Genomic DNA, 14,135 nt, shown 5'->3' on the forward strand with positions numbered 1-14,135 from the left:
TGGGGATCAAAGTCCCCAATCACCGCGATGCATCAGGCCGATGCGCGCTCAGCAGCTTCCAGCGTGTTGACCAGCAGCATGGCGCGGGTCATGGGGCCGACGCCGCCCGGCACAGGCGTGATCCAGCCGGCCACCTGCTTGACGCCGTCGAAATCGACATCGCCGCAGAGCTTGCCTTCGTCGTTGCGGTTCATGCCCACGTCGATCACCACCGCGCCGGGCTTGACCATGTCGGCCGTCAGCACATTGCGCTTGCCGACGGCGGCGACCACCACGTCGGCCTGCAAGGTCATGGCCTTCAAGTCCTTGGTGGCGCTGTGGCAGATGGTGACGGTGGCGTTCTGGCCCAGCAGCATCAGGGCCATGGGCTTGCCCACGATGTTGCTGCGGCCTATCACCACCGCGTGCTTGCCCTTGAGGTCGTAGCCTATGGATTCCAGCATCTTCATGCAGCCATAGGGCGTGCAGGGCCAGAAGCCGGCTTGTCCGGTCATCAAGGCGCCGGCGCTGGCCACGTGGAAGCCGTCCACGTCCTTGGCCGGGGCAATCGTCTCGATGACCTTGCTGGCGTCCATGTGCTTGGGCAGGGGCAGCTGCACCAGGATGCCGTGGACCTTGGGATCGGCATTGAGTTCTTCGATGCGGCGCAGCAGGTCGGCCTCGGCCATGTCGGCCGGATAGCGTTCCAGCGTGGCCGCCAGGCCTGTCTCGGTGCTGTCGTTGACCTTGTGCCTGGTGTAGACCTGGCTGGCCGGGTCCTCGCCCACCAGGATGATGGCCAGGGCGGGCTGGATGCCCTGGGCCTGGAGGGCGGCGGTGCGGCCGGCGACTTCGGCGCGGATCTGCTTGGCGAGGGCGTTGCCGTCGATGGATTGGGCTGTCATGGCCGTGGTCTCAGATGAAAAGTGGGTGCAGCCCGCATGGTACGGGCGCAGGTTGCTATCGAAAAAGGAGCGTCAGGTCTTGGGCGCGTTCTGTCCCAGGGCGATCTTGAGCAGGTCGGCCACGGTGTTGGCGTTGAGCTTTTCCATGATGTTGGCGCGGTGCGCTTCCACCGTCTTGATGCTGATGCCCAGGTCGTCGGCGATCTGCTTGTTCAGGCGGCCGGCGACGATGCGCTCGAGCACCTGGGCCTCGCGCGAGGTCAGCTTGGACAGCAGGGCGTCGCGGCTGGCGGCGCTCTGGTATTCGGCGAAGGCGCCGCGGGCGTGCTCGAGCATGCGCTCGACCAGGCCGACCAGGTCGTCTTCCTTGAAGGGCTTCTGGATGAAGTCCATCGCGCCCTTCTTCATGGTGTTGACCGCCATGGGCACGTCGCCGTGGCCGGTGATGAAGACGATGGGCAGCGGCGACTTGCGCTCGATCAGCCGGTCCTGCAACTCCAGCCCGGTCATGCCGCCCATGCGGATATCGACGATCAGGCAGGCCACCTCGCGCGGGTCGTAGCGCGAGAGGAAGGATTCGGCGGAATCGAAGCAGCGGACCCGGTAGTCCTTGCCTTCCAGCAACCACTGGAGGGAGTCACGGACGGCCTCGTCGTCATCGACGACGTAGACCGTGCCTTTCTTCGGAATCAGGCTCATGCAGGTACCCCGGTGTGCTTGTTGGCGACGGAATGGATCGCGGCCGACACCGGAATCCAGAATGAGAAACGGCAGCCGGCGACCTCTGATCCATTGTAGATGTTCTCCGCCTGCATCCTGCCCTGGTGCGACTCCACGATGGTGCGGCACAGGTTCAGGCCGATGCCCATGCCCTCGACCTTGGTCGAGAAGAAGGCCTCGTACAGGCGGTCCATCACCTCGGGCGCCAGGCCCGCGCCCGAGTCGAGCACCGAGAACTCCACCACCGATTGCAGGTCCTCCATCCGCGGCACGACGCGCAGCTCCACGCTGCGCCGCGCGGTCGGCCGGCGCGCATGCTCGATCGATTCGGCAGCGTTCTTCAGGAGGTTGACCAGCACCTGCTCGATCAGGATGGGGTCGACCAGCAGCATGGGCAAGCGCGCCGCAACGTAGTGCGACAGCCGCACGTTGCGCCGGCGCAGCTCGATCTCGGCCAGTTCCACCGCCTCGGTCACCATCGGCCCCACCTCGGACAGGGTGCGGTTGGGTTCGCTGCGCTTCACGAAGCTGCGGATGCGCTGGATGATCTGGCCGGCGCGCTGGGCCTGGCGGGCCGTCTTCTCCAGCGCCGCCAGCAGGGCTTCTTCGTCGATCTGCTTGCTCTTGATGCGCGAGACCAGGCCGTTGCAGTAGTTGTTGATGGCCGTCAGCGGCTGGTTCAGCTCGTGGGCCACGCTCGACGCCATCTCGCCCATGGTGATCAGGCGGCTGGCCGACTGGGCCCGCTCGGCCTGGGCGGCCGACTGCTCCTCGGCATGGCGGCGCGGCGTGATGTCGGTGGCGATCACCATCTGCGCCAGCCGGCCGTCGACCCAGTTGAGGTAGCGCGAGCGCACCTCCAGCCACTTGCCCAGCTCGGGCACGAAGATCTCGGCGTTCTCCGACACGGCGGCGGTGAGCTGGCCGGTGGGCAGGCCGACAAAGGAGTCGACCTCGTCGAGCGCTTCATCGGTGGTGCTGCGTGGGTGCTCGGGCACGCCGGCCTGGGCCACCAGTTGCAGATGGCCGACGGTCTGCACGCCGAACCACAGGCGGTACAGCTTGTTGGCGAACAGCAGTTCCTCGCTGCCCAGTGGCGCCACGGAGACCGAGGCGTCGAGCGCCTCCAGCACGGTGGTGAAGCGCTCATAGGAGGCCGATAACTGCTCGCGGATGCGGTTGGGCTCGGTGATGTCGGTCATCGAGGTCATCCAGCCGGTCTGGTGGGCCTTGGCGTCGACCAGGGGTGAGACATAGAGCCGGGCGTCGAACAGGCCGCCGTCCTTGCGCTTGACCCGCACCTGGAAGCCGCCGGGCGTGGTGCGGCCGTGGATCTCGTCGTCCAGCCGCGCCGCCAGCTGCTCGCGGTCGGCGTCCGGCCAGTAGGGGAAGGGCGGCGTGCGACCGACCAGCTCGGCCTCGGTCCAGCCTGTCATCTGGCAGAACGCGGCGTTCACATAGGTGATGCGGCCCTGCATGTCCAGTGCCCGCATGCCGGTGAGCATGGAGTTCTCCATGGCGCGGCGGAAATTGGTCTCGGCGATCAAGGCCTGCTGGGCCTGCATGCGCCGCCGGGTGTGGCGCCAGTTGGCGATCAGCATCCAGGCGGTCATGGCCGACAGGGCGCCGACCAGCCAGAACAGGCCGCTGCCTATCATGCCCAGCGAGGTGCGGTAGGCCTGGGCCCGGATGATCAGGCCGTTGCCCACCGGCGAGACCGGCACCTCGTACTCGTTGTTCTGTGGCGCCGCCCATGGCAGCAGGTTGGTCGCCGGGTTGCGCGGCGGCACGGCCATGCCGGCGAGCAGGCGGCCCTTGCCATCGAGCAGGGCCACGGCGTACTTGGCCGAGACTTCGGCCGGCACACCGTAGCGCAGCAGGCTGTCGATCGAATACTCGCCCAGGATGACGCCGCCAAAGCGCCCCTGTTCGGCCAGCGGCACGTGCAGCTGCAGCAGGCCGCTGCTGTCGGGGCTGGCCGCCGGCTGCGAATAGACAGGCTGCTGCAGATCGCGCGCCAGGCTGTACATGGCTTCGGTCTCGCCTGGCCTCAGCACCTCGCCGGTCACGCGCAACTGGCCGCTGGCCAGGCTGGGTGCGGCGTAGCTGGCCTTGATGCGGCGGCGCTCGTCGATCCAGGCCAGCGACTGCAGCTCCGGGTACTGGATCACCATGGACTCGGCGCGGCCGACGAATTCCTCAGGGTCGACTTCCTTGTTGGAGATGTCGCGCGCGATGCGCATCAGCTGCTCCTGGCGCTCGAGCAGGCGCAGGCGCACGCGCTGCTGGGCGTATTCGACGTCGCGCTTGACGGCTTCCTGCTCGCGGTCCATCTCCTCGAGCCGCAGGTACCAGAAGGCCGCGATGATGGCTGACAGAAACAGCAGCACGGCCGCCAACGGCGCCAGCATGGCGAAACGGTCCTGCCGGCCGGGCGTCTGCTTGCGCCACCAGCGGCGCATCCAGCGCGTCGGCGGCGCCGCTTCGTGCAGTTCGGGGACGACGGAATTGTCTTGCATCAGCAGAGTGTAGGGTGCGCCAATGCTGCGCCGCACCCAGGTTTATTCATAATGTGAAACGTGTACGCGCCATTTGAAATGTCACCAATTCTGTTTTACACTGCCGGCACGGTACGGTGAGCCGTACTAAATTACGCCAGACCTATAAAGAAGGAGACAAGCCATGTCTGCACAGCCCGACAACCTGTTCGGCTCGGCCGCTAATGACGCGGACGCCGTCGAAACCCGTGAATGGATCGATGCGCTGTCCGCAGTCATCGCCGCCGAAGGCCACGAGCGCGGCCACTTCCTGCTGGAGCAACTGCTGGAGCAGGCGCGCCAGGAAGGCATCGACATGCCTTTTTCGGCCACCACCGGTTACGTCAACACCATCGAGACCTCCGAAGAAGAGCGTTGCCCCGGCAACCTGGAGATCGAGGAGCGCCTGCGCGCCTACATGCGCTGGAACGCCATGGCCATGGTGGTCAAGGCCAACCGCCTGCATCCCGCCGACGGCGGTGACCTGGGCGGCCACATCAGCTCGTTTGCTTCGGTGGCCAACATGTTCGGCGCCGGCTTCAACCACTTCTGGCATGCCGAGAGCAACGAGCCGGGCAAGGAACACGGCGGCGACTGCCTCTACATCCAGGGCCACAGCTCGCCCGGCGTCTACGCCCGCGCCTTTCTGGAAGGCCGCATCAGCGAGGAGCAGCTGCTCAACTTCCGCCAGGAAGTCGACGGCAAGGGCATCTCCAGCTACCCGCATCCCAAGCTGATGCCCGAGTTCTGGCAGTTCCCCACCGTTTCCATGGGCCTGGGCCCGCTGATGGCGATCTACCAGGCGCGCTTCCTGAAGTACCTGCATGCCCGCGGCATCGCCAACACCGAGAACCGCAAGGTCTGGGTCTTCTGCGGCGACGGCGAGATGGACGAGGTCGAGTCGCTGGGCGCCATCGGCGTGGCTGCGCGCGAGAAGCTCGACAACCTGGTCTTCGTCGTCAACTGCAACCTGCAGCGGCTCGATGGTCCGGTGCGCGGCAACGGCAAGATCATCCAGGAGCTCGAAGGCGAGTTCCGCGGCGCCGGCTGGAACGTCATCAAGCTGATCTGGGGCAGCTACTGGGACCCGCTGCTGGCGCGCGACAAGGAAGGCATCCTGCGCAAGGTCATGATGGACACGGTCGACGGCGACTACCAGGCCATGAAGGCCAATGACGGTGCCTTCGTGCGCAAGAACTTCTTCGGCCGCCATCCCAAGGCCCTGGAGATGGTTGCCAAGATGAGCGACGAGGACATCTGGCGCCTGCAGCGCGGCGGCCACGACCCGCAGAAGGTCTATGCCGCGTTCCACAAGGCCGTCAACCACAAGGGCCAGCCGACGGTGCTGCTGGTCAAGACGGTCAAGGGCTTCGGCATGGGCAAGAGCGGCGAGGGCCGCAACACGGCGCACCAGACCAAGAAGCTGGGCGACGACGACATCCGCGCCTTCCGCGACCGCTTCAACATCCCGATTCCGGACGAGCAGCTGGCCGAGGTGCCCTTCTACAAGCCGGCCGACCACACGCCCGAGATGCAGTACCTGCACGAGCGCCGCAAGGCCCTGGGCGGCTACCTGCCGCACCGCCGCGTCAAGGCCGACGAGCAGATCGCCGTGCCGCCGCTGGAAGCCTTCAAGGCGGTGCTCGAGCCCACGGTCGAGGGCCGCGAGATCAGCACCACCCAGGCCTACGTGCGTTTCCTGTCGGCGCTGCTGCGCGACAAGGACCTGGGCCCGCGCGCCGTGCCCATCCTGGTCGATGAGGCCCGCACCTTCGGCATGGAAGGCCTGTTCCGCCAGATCGGCATCTACAACCACGAAGGCCAGAACTACACGCCGCAGGACAGAGACCAGGTCTCCTACTACAAGGAAGAGAAGAACGGCCAGATCCTGCAAGAGGGCATCAACGAGGCCGGCGGCATGGCCAGCTGGATCGCCGCGGCGACGTCGTACTCGACGAACAACCGCATCATGGTGCCGTTCTACATCTACTACTCGATGTTCGGCCTGCAGCGCGTGGGCGACCTGTGCTGGGCGGCCGGCGACATGCAGGCCCGCGGCTTCCTGCTGGGCGGCACCTCGGGCCGCACCACGCTCAACGGCGAAGGCCTGCAGCATGAGGACGGCCACAGCCACATCATGGCCGGCACCATCCCCAACTGCGTGAGCTACGACCCGACCTTCGCCCACGAAGTCGCGGTGATCATGCAGCATGGCCTCAAGCGCATGGTGGAAAAGCAGGAGAACGTCTTCTACTACATCACCTTGCTCAACGAAAACTACCCCATGCCCGGCCTGCAGCCCGGCACCGAGGAGCAGATCGTCAAGGGCATGTACCTGTTCAAGGAAGGCGCCAAGCTCACCCCGCGCGTGCAGCTGCTGGGCTCGGGCACCATCTTGCGCGAGTCGCTGGCGGCGCAGGAGATGCTGGAGAAGGAATGGGGCGTGGCGGCCAACGTCTGGAGCTGCCCCAGCTTCAACGAGCTGGCCCGCGACGGCCAGGACTGCGAGCGCTGGAACCTGCTGCATCCCACCGAGAAGGCCCGCGTCTCCTTCGTGGCCCAGCAGCTGGACAAGCACACCGGCCCGGTGGTCGCGTCGACCGACTACATGAAGGCCTATGCCGAGCAGATCCGCCCCTACGTGCAGAACTCCACCAAGGGCGGCCGCACTTTCAAGGTGCTGGGCACGGACGGCTTTGGCCGCAGCGACTTCCGCAGCAAGCTGCGCGAGCACTTCGAAATCAACCGCCACTACATCGTGCTGGCCGCGCTCAAGGCGCTGAGCGAGGAGGGCACGGTGCCGGTCGCCAAGGTGGCCGAAGCCATTGCCAAATACGGGATCAAGGCCGACAAGATCAACCCGCTGCACGCGTAAGAATAAGAACACTGGAGAACAACAACATGGCGCTGATCGAAGTGCAGGTTCCCGACATCGGGGACTTCGACGAGGTTGCGGTCATCGAGCTGCTGGTCAAGCCCGGCGACACGGTGAAGGCCGAGCAATCCCTGGTGACGGTGGAATCCGACAAGGCCTCGATGGAGATCCCATCTGCCGCCGCTGGCGTGGTCAAGGAACTGCGCATCAAGGTCGGCGATAAAGTGAAGCAAGGATCGGTGCTGCTGGTACTGGAAGCCGCCGGCGCGGCCGCCGCTCCCGCTCCCGCTCCCGCTCCCGCTCCGGCCCCTGTTCCCGAGCAAAAACAGGTTCCAGCCCCCGCCATTCCTTCGCCGTCTGCTCCTGTTTCAGGAGCAAGCACGGGCCCGGTCGAGGTCCGCGTTCCGGACATCGGCGACTTCAAGGATGTCGCCGTCATCGAGATCCTGGTCAAGCCGGGCGATGCCATCGGGCTGGAGCAATCGCTGATCACCGTGGAGTCGGACAAGGCGTCCATGGAGATCCCCTCGGGCGCGGCGGGCGTGCTCAAGGAGATGAAGGTCAAGATCGGCGATGTGGTCAACATCGGTGACCTGGTGGCCATCCTGGAAGGTTCTACAGCCGCAGCGCCTGCCGTTGCGGTTGCGGCAGCATCGGCGCCCATTGCGGCCGCGGCCTCCGCGCCCGTGGCCCAGCCGTCGGAACGCGCCCTGCCCACGGCAGCCTTGCCGCCCCACGAGCCCACCGCGCCGACCGGCACGCTGCCCCATGCCTCGCCTTCGGTGCGCAAGTTCGCGCGCGAGCTGGGCGTGCCGCTGGAAGAAGTCAAGGGCACGGGCCCCAAGAGCCGCGTCACGCAGGACGACGTCCAGGCCTTCACCAAGGCGGTGATGCAGGGCGACACCCGCACCAAGGCCGCGGCGGCCAAGGCGCCTGCCGGCGGTGGTGGTGGCGGCGGCGAGTTGAACCTGCTGCCCTGGCCCAAGGTCGACTTCGCCAAGTTCGGCCCGGTCGAGCGCAAGGAGATGTCGCGCATCAAGAAGATCAGCGGCGCCAACCTGCACCGCAACTGGGTGATGATCCCGCACGTCACCAGCTACGACGATGCCGACATCACCGAGCTCGAAGCCTTCCGCGTGGCCACCAACAAGGACAACGAGAAGTCCGGCATCAAGGTCACCATGCTGGCCTTCGTCATCAAGGCGGTGGTCGCGGCGCTCAAGAAATTCCCGGACTTCAATGCCAGCCTGGACGGTGACCAGCTGGTCTACAAGCAGTACTTCCACATCGGCTTTGCCGCCGACACGCCCAATGGCCTGGTGGTGCCGGTGCTGCGCGATGTCGACAAGAAGGGCATCCTGCAGATCAGCCAGGAGATGGGCGAACTGGCCAAGAAGGCCCGCGACGGCAAGCTCAGTGCCGGTGACATGCAAGGCGGCTGTTTCTCCATCAGCTCGCTGGGTGGCCTGGGCACGACCTACTTCACGCCGCTGATCAACGCGCCCGAGGTCGCCATCCTGGGCCTGTCGCGCAGCAGCATGAAGCCGGTCTGGGACGGCAGCGCTTTCCAGCCGCGCCTGGTCATGCCGCTGTCGCTGTCCTATGACCACCGCGTCATCGACGGCGCGGCCGGCGCGCGTTTCAACACCTACCTGGCCCAGGTGCTGGCGGACTTCCGCCGCGTCCTGTTGTAAGGGCGCAGCGCGATGACCACAGTCGTTGTTGTGAGGAAGGCCGGTCAGGTCGCCATCGCCGCCGACACCCTGGTGACCTTCGGCGACACCCGGCTGGCGCACCGCTTCGAGGCCAACACCAAGATCTTCCAGGTCGAGACCGACGCCGGGCCCAGCTACATTGGCATGGCCGGCACCGTGGCCCATTTCCCGGTGCTGCGCAAGGCCCTGGGCGCGATGCCGCGCGAGCTGCTCAAGCTGACCAGCAAGGACGATGTCTTCGACACCTTCACCAAGCTGCATCCCTACCTGAAGGACAACTTCTTCCTGCAGACCAAGGAAGAAGACAGCGACCCCTACGAGTCCAGCCAGTTCAGCGTGGTGATCGCCAATGCCAGCGGCATCTACGGCCTGTACAGCTACCGCGAGGTCTTCGAGTTCAAGGAATTCTGGGGCATCGGTTCCGGCCGCAGCTTTGCCCTGGGCGCCATGCACGCGGCCTACGGCAAGGCCAAGACCGCCAGGGAAGTGGCGCAGGCCGGCATCGCCGCCGGCTGCGAGTTCGACCGCAACTCCGCAGGTCCCTGCGACGTGTTCACAATCAAAATGAAAGGCGCCAAATGAGCGTCATTGACATTCAAGTGCCGGACATCGGCGATTTCGATGAGGTTGCTGTCATCGAGGTTCTGGTCAAGCCCGGCGACACGGTCAAGGCCGAACAGTCGCTGGTGACGGTGGAGTCCGACAAGGCCTCGATGGAGATTCCGTCCAGCCATGCCGGCGTGGTCAAGGAACTCAAGATCAAGGTCGGCGACAAGGTCAAGCAAGGTTCCGTGTTGCTGACTCTGGAAGCGGCTGCTGGCGCCGCTGCACCGGCCGCAGCCCCTGTTTCGGCACCGAATCAGCCTGCAGCCCCCGTGCAGGCTCCCTCATCTGCTCCTGTTTCTGTAGCGCCTACGGCCAATTACGGCGGCGGTGTCGACCAGGAATGCGACGTGCTAGTGCTCGGCGGCGGCCCCGGCGGCTACTCGGCCGCCTTCCGCGCCGCCGACCTGGGGCTCAAGGTCGTCCTGGTCGAGCGCTATGCCACCCTGGGTGGCGTCTGCCTGAACGTGGGCTGCATTCCCTCCAAGGCCCTGCTGCACGTGGCAGCGGTGATGGACGAGGTCAGCCACTTCGAGGCCCTGGGCGTGAGCTACGGCAAGCCGGTGGTCGATCTGGCCAAGCTCAAGGCCCACAAGAACAAGGTCCTGTCCAAGCTCACCGGCGGCCTCACGGCCATGGCCAAGATGCGCAAGGTGACGGTGGTGCGCGGCTACGGCCAGTTCCTGGACCCGCACCATCTCGAGGTCGAAGAGACCACGGGCCAGGCCCAGGAGCGCACGGGCAAGAAGCAGACCGTCAAGTTCAAGAGTGCCATCATCGCCGCCGGCTCGCAGGCCGTGCACCTGCCCTTCATGCCCAAGGACCCGCGCGTGGTGGACTCCACCGGCGCGCTGGAGCTGGGCAGCAGCCCGAAGCGCATGCTCATCCTGGGCGGCGGCATCATCGGCCTGGAGATGGGCACGGTCTATTCGACGCTGGGCGCGCGCCTGGACGTGGTCGAGATGCTGGACGGCCTGATGCAGGGCGCCGACCGCGACCTGGTCAAGGTCTGGCAGAAGATGAACACGCCGCGCTTTGACAACATCATGCTCAAGACCAAGACCGTGGGCGCCGAGGCGACCCAGGATGGCATTCGCGTGACGTTCGAAGGCGAGCAGGCACCCAAGGAGCCGCAGGTCTATGACCTGGTGCTGCAGGCCGTGGGCCGCACGCCCAACGGCAAGAAGATCGGTGCTGACAAAGCCGGTGTGGCGGTGAGCGAGCGTGGCTTCATCGCGGTGGACATCCAGATGCGCACCAACGTACCCCACATCTTTGCCATCGGCGACGTCGTCGGCCAGCCCATGCTGGCCCATAAGGCGGTGCACGAGGGCCATGTGGCGGCGGAAGTCGCGGCCGGCAGCCTCAACGGCGACCAGGCGTTGCAACGCGCCGCCTTCAATGCCCGCGTCATCCCCAGCGTGGCCTATACAGATCCCGAGGTGGCCTGGGTGGGTCTGACCGAGGACCAGGCCAAGGCCCAGGGCATCGCCATCAAGAAGGGCCACTTCCCCTGGTCGGCTTCCGGCCGTGCCATCGCCAATACCCGGGACGAGGGCTTCACCAAGCTGCTGTTCGACGCGCAAACCCATCGCATCCTGGGCGGCGGCATCGTCGGCACCCATGCGGGCGACATGATCGGCGAGGTGGCCCTGGCCATCGAGATGGGTGCCGACGAGATCGACATCGGCAAGACCATCCATCCGCATCCCACGCTGGGCGAGAGCATCGGCATGGCGGCGGAAATCGCCCACGGCACCTGCACCGACGTGCCGCCGCCGCGTAAGCCAAGCTGATTTTTTTCAGGCCAGCAGGCCGTCGACGATCCTGTGCCAGTGGACGGCGTCCACTGGCGTGATCGACAGGCGGTTGCCCTTCTTGAGCACCAGCATGTCGGCCAGGGCCGGCTCGGCGCGCAGCTCGGGCAGGGCCAGCAGGCGCGTCTTGCGAACCGCCTGCACGTCCAGCAGCAACCAGCGCGGCGCCTCCGGCTTGGAGGCGGCGTCGTAGTAGGGCGAGGCTTTGTCGAACTGGGTCGGGTCGGGCCGTGTGGCCGAGGCCACGCGGGCGATGCCGGCGATGCCCGGCTCGGGGCAGCTGGAGTGGTAGAACAGCACGCCGTCGCCCAGCTGCATGGCATCGCGCATGAAGTTGCGCGCCTGGTAGTTGCGCACGCCGGTCCAGGGCACGGTCTTGCGCGGCGCGGCCAGCGCATCGTCGATCGAGCACTCGTCGGGCTCGGACTTCATCAGCCAGTACTGCGTCATGGGCGTCCTTTCTCTCGCTCGCTCAGCGGCAGCGCAGGGGCAGCAGGCCGGCGGGCACGTCGGTCTTGTTGACGCCCTGCGCCTTCATCTTGTCCGGCGCCGTGGCCGGGCCGCACAACCACGTGATGGGAACGACAGGCGTGTCCTCCACCACCGCCGGCCGCAGGCTCAAGGTCTTGCCCAGCAGGGCCCGGTTGGCCTTGTTGCCGAAGCGGATGTGGATGGCGCCGTCCTGCACGGTCACGCTGCTGACCACCGCGTTGACGATCTTGTCCGCCTGCGGCAGGCCGGCCGCGGCGTTGTCGGCCGGCAGCGGCTGCCCCAGCAGCCAGGCCGCGGCCACGGGCGGCTTGGCAATGTCGGCCAGGGGCAGGGCCTCGGCCACCTGCTCGCGCACGATGCGGTCAAGGTAGCTGGGCAGGGCGATCAGCGAGAGGATGGCGATCACGGCGATCACCACCATGAGCTCGATCAGGGTGAATCCGTTGCGACGCATCGGACCATCATAGCCAGCGCACTGACCTCAGGGCCGCACGGCCGGCGTCTCCACCGCCATGCCCATGGCGCGCGCCGCCAGGTGCAACTCCAGCGCCACCATGTCCGGGCTGTTGGCGGCAAAGGGCTCGGCTCGCACGCCGGTCAGGCAGCCGCGCAGGCGGCGTTGCAGCGAGCCCAGGCCCTGCCATTCCAGCCGGTAGACCGGGTAGCCTGTCGCATGGCCTTGCGGGATGGTGCTGCCCGCGAGCTTGCCGCCGGCCAGCTGGTCGTGGCACTGGGCACAGGACAGGTCGAGCTGGCCCAGGCGCTGTGCGAACAGCTGGGCGCCGCGCTCGCGCAGGGGCGCCAGCCGCGGGTCGGCATCGGGCGCCATCGGAAGTCCGCGCGACTGCATGGCCACATAGGTTTCCAGGCCCAGCAACTGCGCGTGTTCCGCGCCCCAGGCCGGCAGCTGCTGGTGGCGCTGGCGGCACAGGTTGATGCGCATGCCCAGGTTGACCGCGCTGGCCGAGGTCGCATCCCACGCGGGATAGCGCGCCGCCACGCCGGCCATGCTGGTGGCCGCCTCCCCGTGGCAGCTGGCGCAGGAGCGCGACTGCGGGCCCTCGGCCTTGCGCCACAGGGCCTGGCCGTCCTGCACCCAGAGCATGGCGGGATTGGCGTTGTCGTCGCGCTGCATGGCCTGGACGTCCGGTCCCATGAAGTCGAAGCTCGAGCGGCGCGCGTCGAGGACGGGCGAGGGGGAGGGCGGGGCGGCCGCGCAACCCAGCAGCACGGCCAGCAGCGCAGTGGCGAGCGCGCGCCGGCTCATGTGACGGACAAATCCACGCGCTCGGTCTGGGCGAAGCCGTTGTCGCCCTGCCACTCGAACTCCAGCGTGCCGGAGTCGGTCGCCAGCAGGTGGAACTGCAGGTAGGGATTGGCCGACACGGCGGAGAACAGTTCGGCCGTGAACACCGTCTCGCCGTTGTAGCGGCAGGCAAAGCGCTGGATGATGTCGCGCGGCTGCACCTTGCCCTCGGCGTTGGGCCGGAAACCCGTCTCCATGGGATGGGCGATGGTGGCGCGGATCTCCACCACCTCGCCCCGGCGCGCGGTCTTGGGGACGCTCAGCAGGGTGCGGGCCATCAGGGATCGCCCTCGATGCAGGCCGCCAGCACCACCACCACATCCATGCTGTCCGACCAGAAGCTGCCATCGCTCATGCGGGCGACGGCCACCAGCTTCTGGCTGGTCGCCAGGCGGACGCGGGTGGCCACCGCCGCCTTGCCGGCGCGCGGGCCCAGCGTGAACTTCGCCACCTCGCGCTGCGGGTTGCGCTCGTTGTAGATGGCGATCGCTGCCACATGGTCGGCCGCTGTCATCGGGCTGTCGACGCTCACGCTGACCGGCACCACGTTGCCGTTGTCCACCAGTTTGGCGACCTCGAGTCTGACGCGGCCGCGCTGGATGAGGGCGCCGCCGGAATACGCTGCAAGCGCGGCGGCGAGCTCGGGCGCATCCTGGCTGCGCGCCGGCGTTGCCAGCACCATGGCGGTGCCCCAGGCCAGCAGCTCGCGGCGGCGGGTCAAGAGCGGTCTGGAGGCTGCCATGGCTAGCGCAGCGTGACCAGGTAGGCCACGACGTCTTCCACCTGCTGGGCGCTGAACACAGGCTTGCCCTGCCAGGCCGTGCCGACGCGCGTCAGGCCGTCCGTGCGGTGGTAGGCCGGCATGATGGATTGCGGATGGAGCAGGCGCGCATCCACCAGGCGCAGGCGCAGCTGGCCCGCGCTCCAGCGTGCGCCCGTGCCGGCCAGGTCCGGCGCCAGATTGCCCTGGAAGCGTTCTTCGGGGATGGGCGCTGTATGGCACAGCAGGCACAGGCCGAGCTGGCGGTTGGCGACGATGGCGCGGCCGCGGGCCGCGTCGCCCACCGCAGCGGCCAGCGGCTGGGCTATGGCATCGCCGGTCACGCTGTACGTGGCCAGGACCTGGGCCTTCGCGCCCAGCGATGCAAGCAGGAGGGCCAGCGCCACCAACTGCATGGCGCGGTGC

The 14,135-nt window shown here is 67.1% G+C and carries 13 protein-coding genes; 4 read left to right on the plus strand and 9 right to left on the minus strand.

Annotated features, from left to right (window positions below; translation table 11 throughout):
* Positions 1-32 precede the first annotated feature (32 nt).
* From folD to Q0632_RS16440, 3 genes are all read right to left on the minus strand, one after another.
* A complete protein-coding gene (gene folD, locus Q0632_RS16430) occupies positions 33-884 on the minus strand; it encodes a bifunctional methylenetetrahydrofolate dehydrogenase/methenyltetrahydrofolate cyclohydrolase FolD (protein ID WP_298932137.1) in 852 nt (283 codons plus the stop codon).
* A gap of 72 nt (positions 885-956) precedes the next feature.
* Positions 957-1,583 (minus strand): response regulator transcription factor, encoded by a 627-nt coding sequence (locus Q0632_RS16435; protein WP_298932139.1) that lies wholly within the window; start codon positions 1,581-1,583, stop codon positions 957-959.
* Positions 1,580-4,123, minus strand: coding sequence for a PAS domain S-box protein (locus Q0632_RS16440; protein WP_298932141.1), 2,544 nt, complete (start codon positions 4,121-4,123; stop codon positions 1,580-1,582). Before Q0632_RS16440 ends, Q0632_RS16435 begins: the two co-directional genes overlap by 4 nt.
* Positions 4,124-4,286: 163 nt before the next feature.
* Here Q0632_RS16440 and aceE point away from each other — a divergent pair, with 163 nt between their 5' ends.
* From aceE to lpdA, 4 genes are read left to right on the plus strand one after another with little or no spacing between them, the layout of a single operon-like run.
* Positions 4,287-7,016, plus strand: a complete 2,730-nt coding sequence (gene aceE, locus Q0632_RS16445; RefSeq protein ID WP_298932143.1) for a pyruvate dehydrogenase (acetyl-transferring), homodimeric type — start codon at positions 4,287-4,289, stop codon at positions 7,014-7,016.
* Between the two features lie 26 nt (positions 7,017-7,042).
* Positions 7,043-8,710 (plus strand): dihydrolipoyllysine-residue acetyltransferase, encoded by a 1,668-nt coding sequence (gene aceF / locus Q0632_RS16450; RefSeq protein ID WP_298932145.1) that lies wholly within the window; start codon positions 7,043-7,045, stop codon positions 8,708-8,710.
* Positions 8,711-8,722: 12 nt separating this feature from the next.
* Complete coding sequence (locus Q0632_RS16455; RefSeq protein ID WP_298932147.1) at positions 8,723-9,313, plus strand: MFS transporter; 591 nt, start codon at positions 8,723-8,725, stop codon at positions 9,311-9,313.
* The gene (lpdA, locus tag Q0632_RS16460) at positions 9,310-11,130 is read left to right on the plus strand and encodes a dihydrolipoyl dehydrogenase (RefSeq protein WP_298932149.1); all 1,821 of its coding nucleotides are present in this window, start codon (positions 9,310-9,312) and stop codon (positions 11,128-11,130) included. Before Q0632_RS16455 ends, lpdA begins: the two co-directional genes overlap by 4 nt.
* Before the next feature lie 6 nt (positions 11,131-11,136).
* Here the strand turns inward: lpdA and Q0632_RS16465 are convergent, their stop codons facing one another.
* From Q0632_RS16465 to soxX, 6 genes are read right to left on the minus strand one after another with little or no spacing between them, the layout of a single operon-like run.
* Complete coding sequence (locus tag Q0632_RS16465) at positions 11,137-11,601, minus strand: EVE domain-containing protein (RefSeq protein ID WP_298932151.1); 465 nt, start codon at positions 11,599-11,601, stop codon at positions 11,137-11,139.
* A 22-nt stretch (positions 11,602-11,623) separates the two neighbouring features.
* Positions 11,624-12,097, minus strand: a complete 474-nt coding sequence (locus Q0632_RS16470) for a pilin (protein WP_298932153.1) — start codon at positions 12,095-12,097, stop codon at positions 11,624-11,626.
* Between the two features lie 27 nt (positions 12,098-12,124).
* Positions 12,125-12,910 (minus strand): sulfur oxidation c-type cytochrome SoxA, encoded by a 786-nt coding sequence (gene soxA, locus Q0632_RS16475; protein WP_298932155.1) that lies wholly within the window; start codon positions 12,908-12,910, stop codon positions 12,125-12,127.
* Positions 12,907-13,227 carry a thiosulfate oxidation carrier complex protein SoxZ gene (soxZ, locus tag Q0632_RS16480; RefSeq protein WP_298932157.1) on the minus strand — a complete coding sequence of 107 codons (321 nt, stop codon included), beginning with the start codon at positions 13,225-13,227 and terminating at the stop codon, positions 12,907-12,909. Before soxZ ends, soxA begins: the two co-directional genes overlap by 4 nt.
* Positions 13,227-13,691 (minus strand): SoxY-related AACIE arm protein, encoded by a 465-nt coding sequence (locus tag Q0632_RS16485; RefSeq protein WP_298932159.1) that lies wholly within the window; start codon positions 13,689-13,691, stop codon positions 13,227-13,229. Before Q0632_RS16485 ends, soxZ begins: the two co-directional genes overlap by 1 nt.
* Before the next feature lie 2 nt (positions 13,692-13,693).
* Positions 13,694-14,125, minus strand: a complete 432-nt coding sequence (gene soxX, locus Q0632_RS16490) for a sulfur oxidation c-type cytochrome SoxX (protein WP_298932161.1) — start codon at positions 14,123-14,125, stop codon at positions 13,694-13,696.
* Positions 14,126-14,135 lie beyond the last annotated feature (10 nt).

This window comes from uncultured Ramlibacter sp. (assembly GCF_936925435.1).
Classification (GTDB): Bacteria; Pseudomonadota; Gammaproteobacteria; order Burkholderiales; family Burkholderiaceae_C; genus Ramlibacter.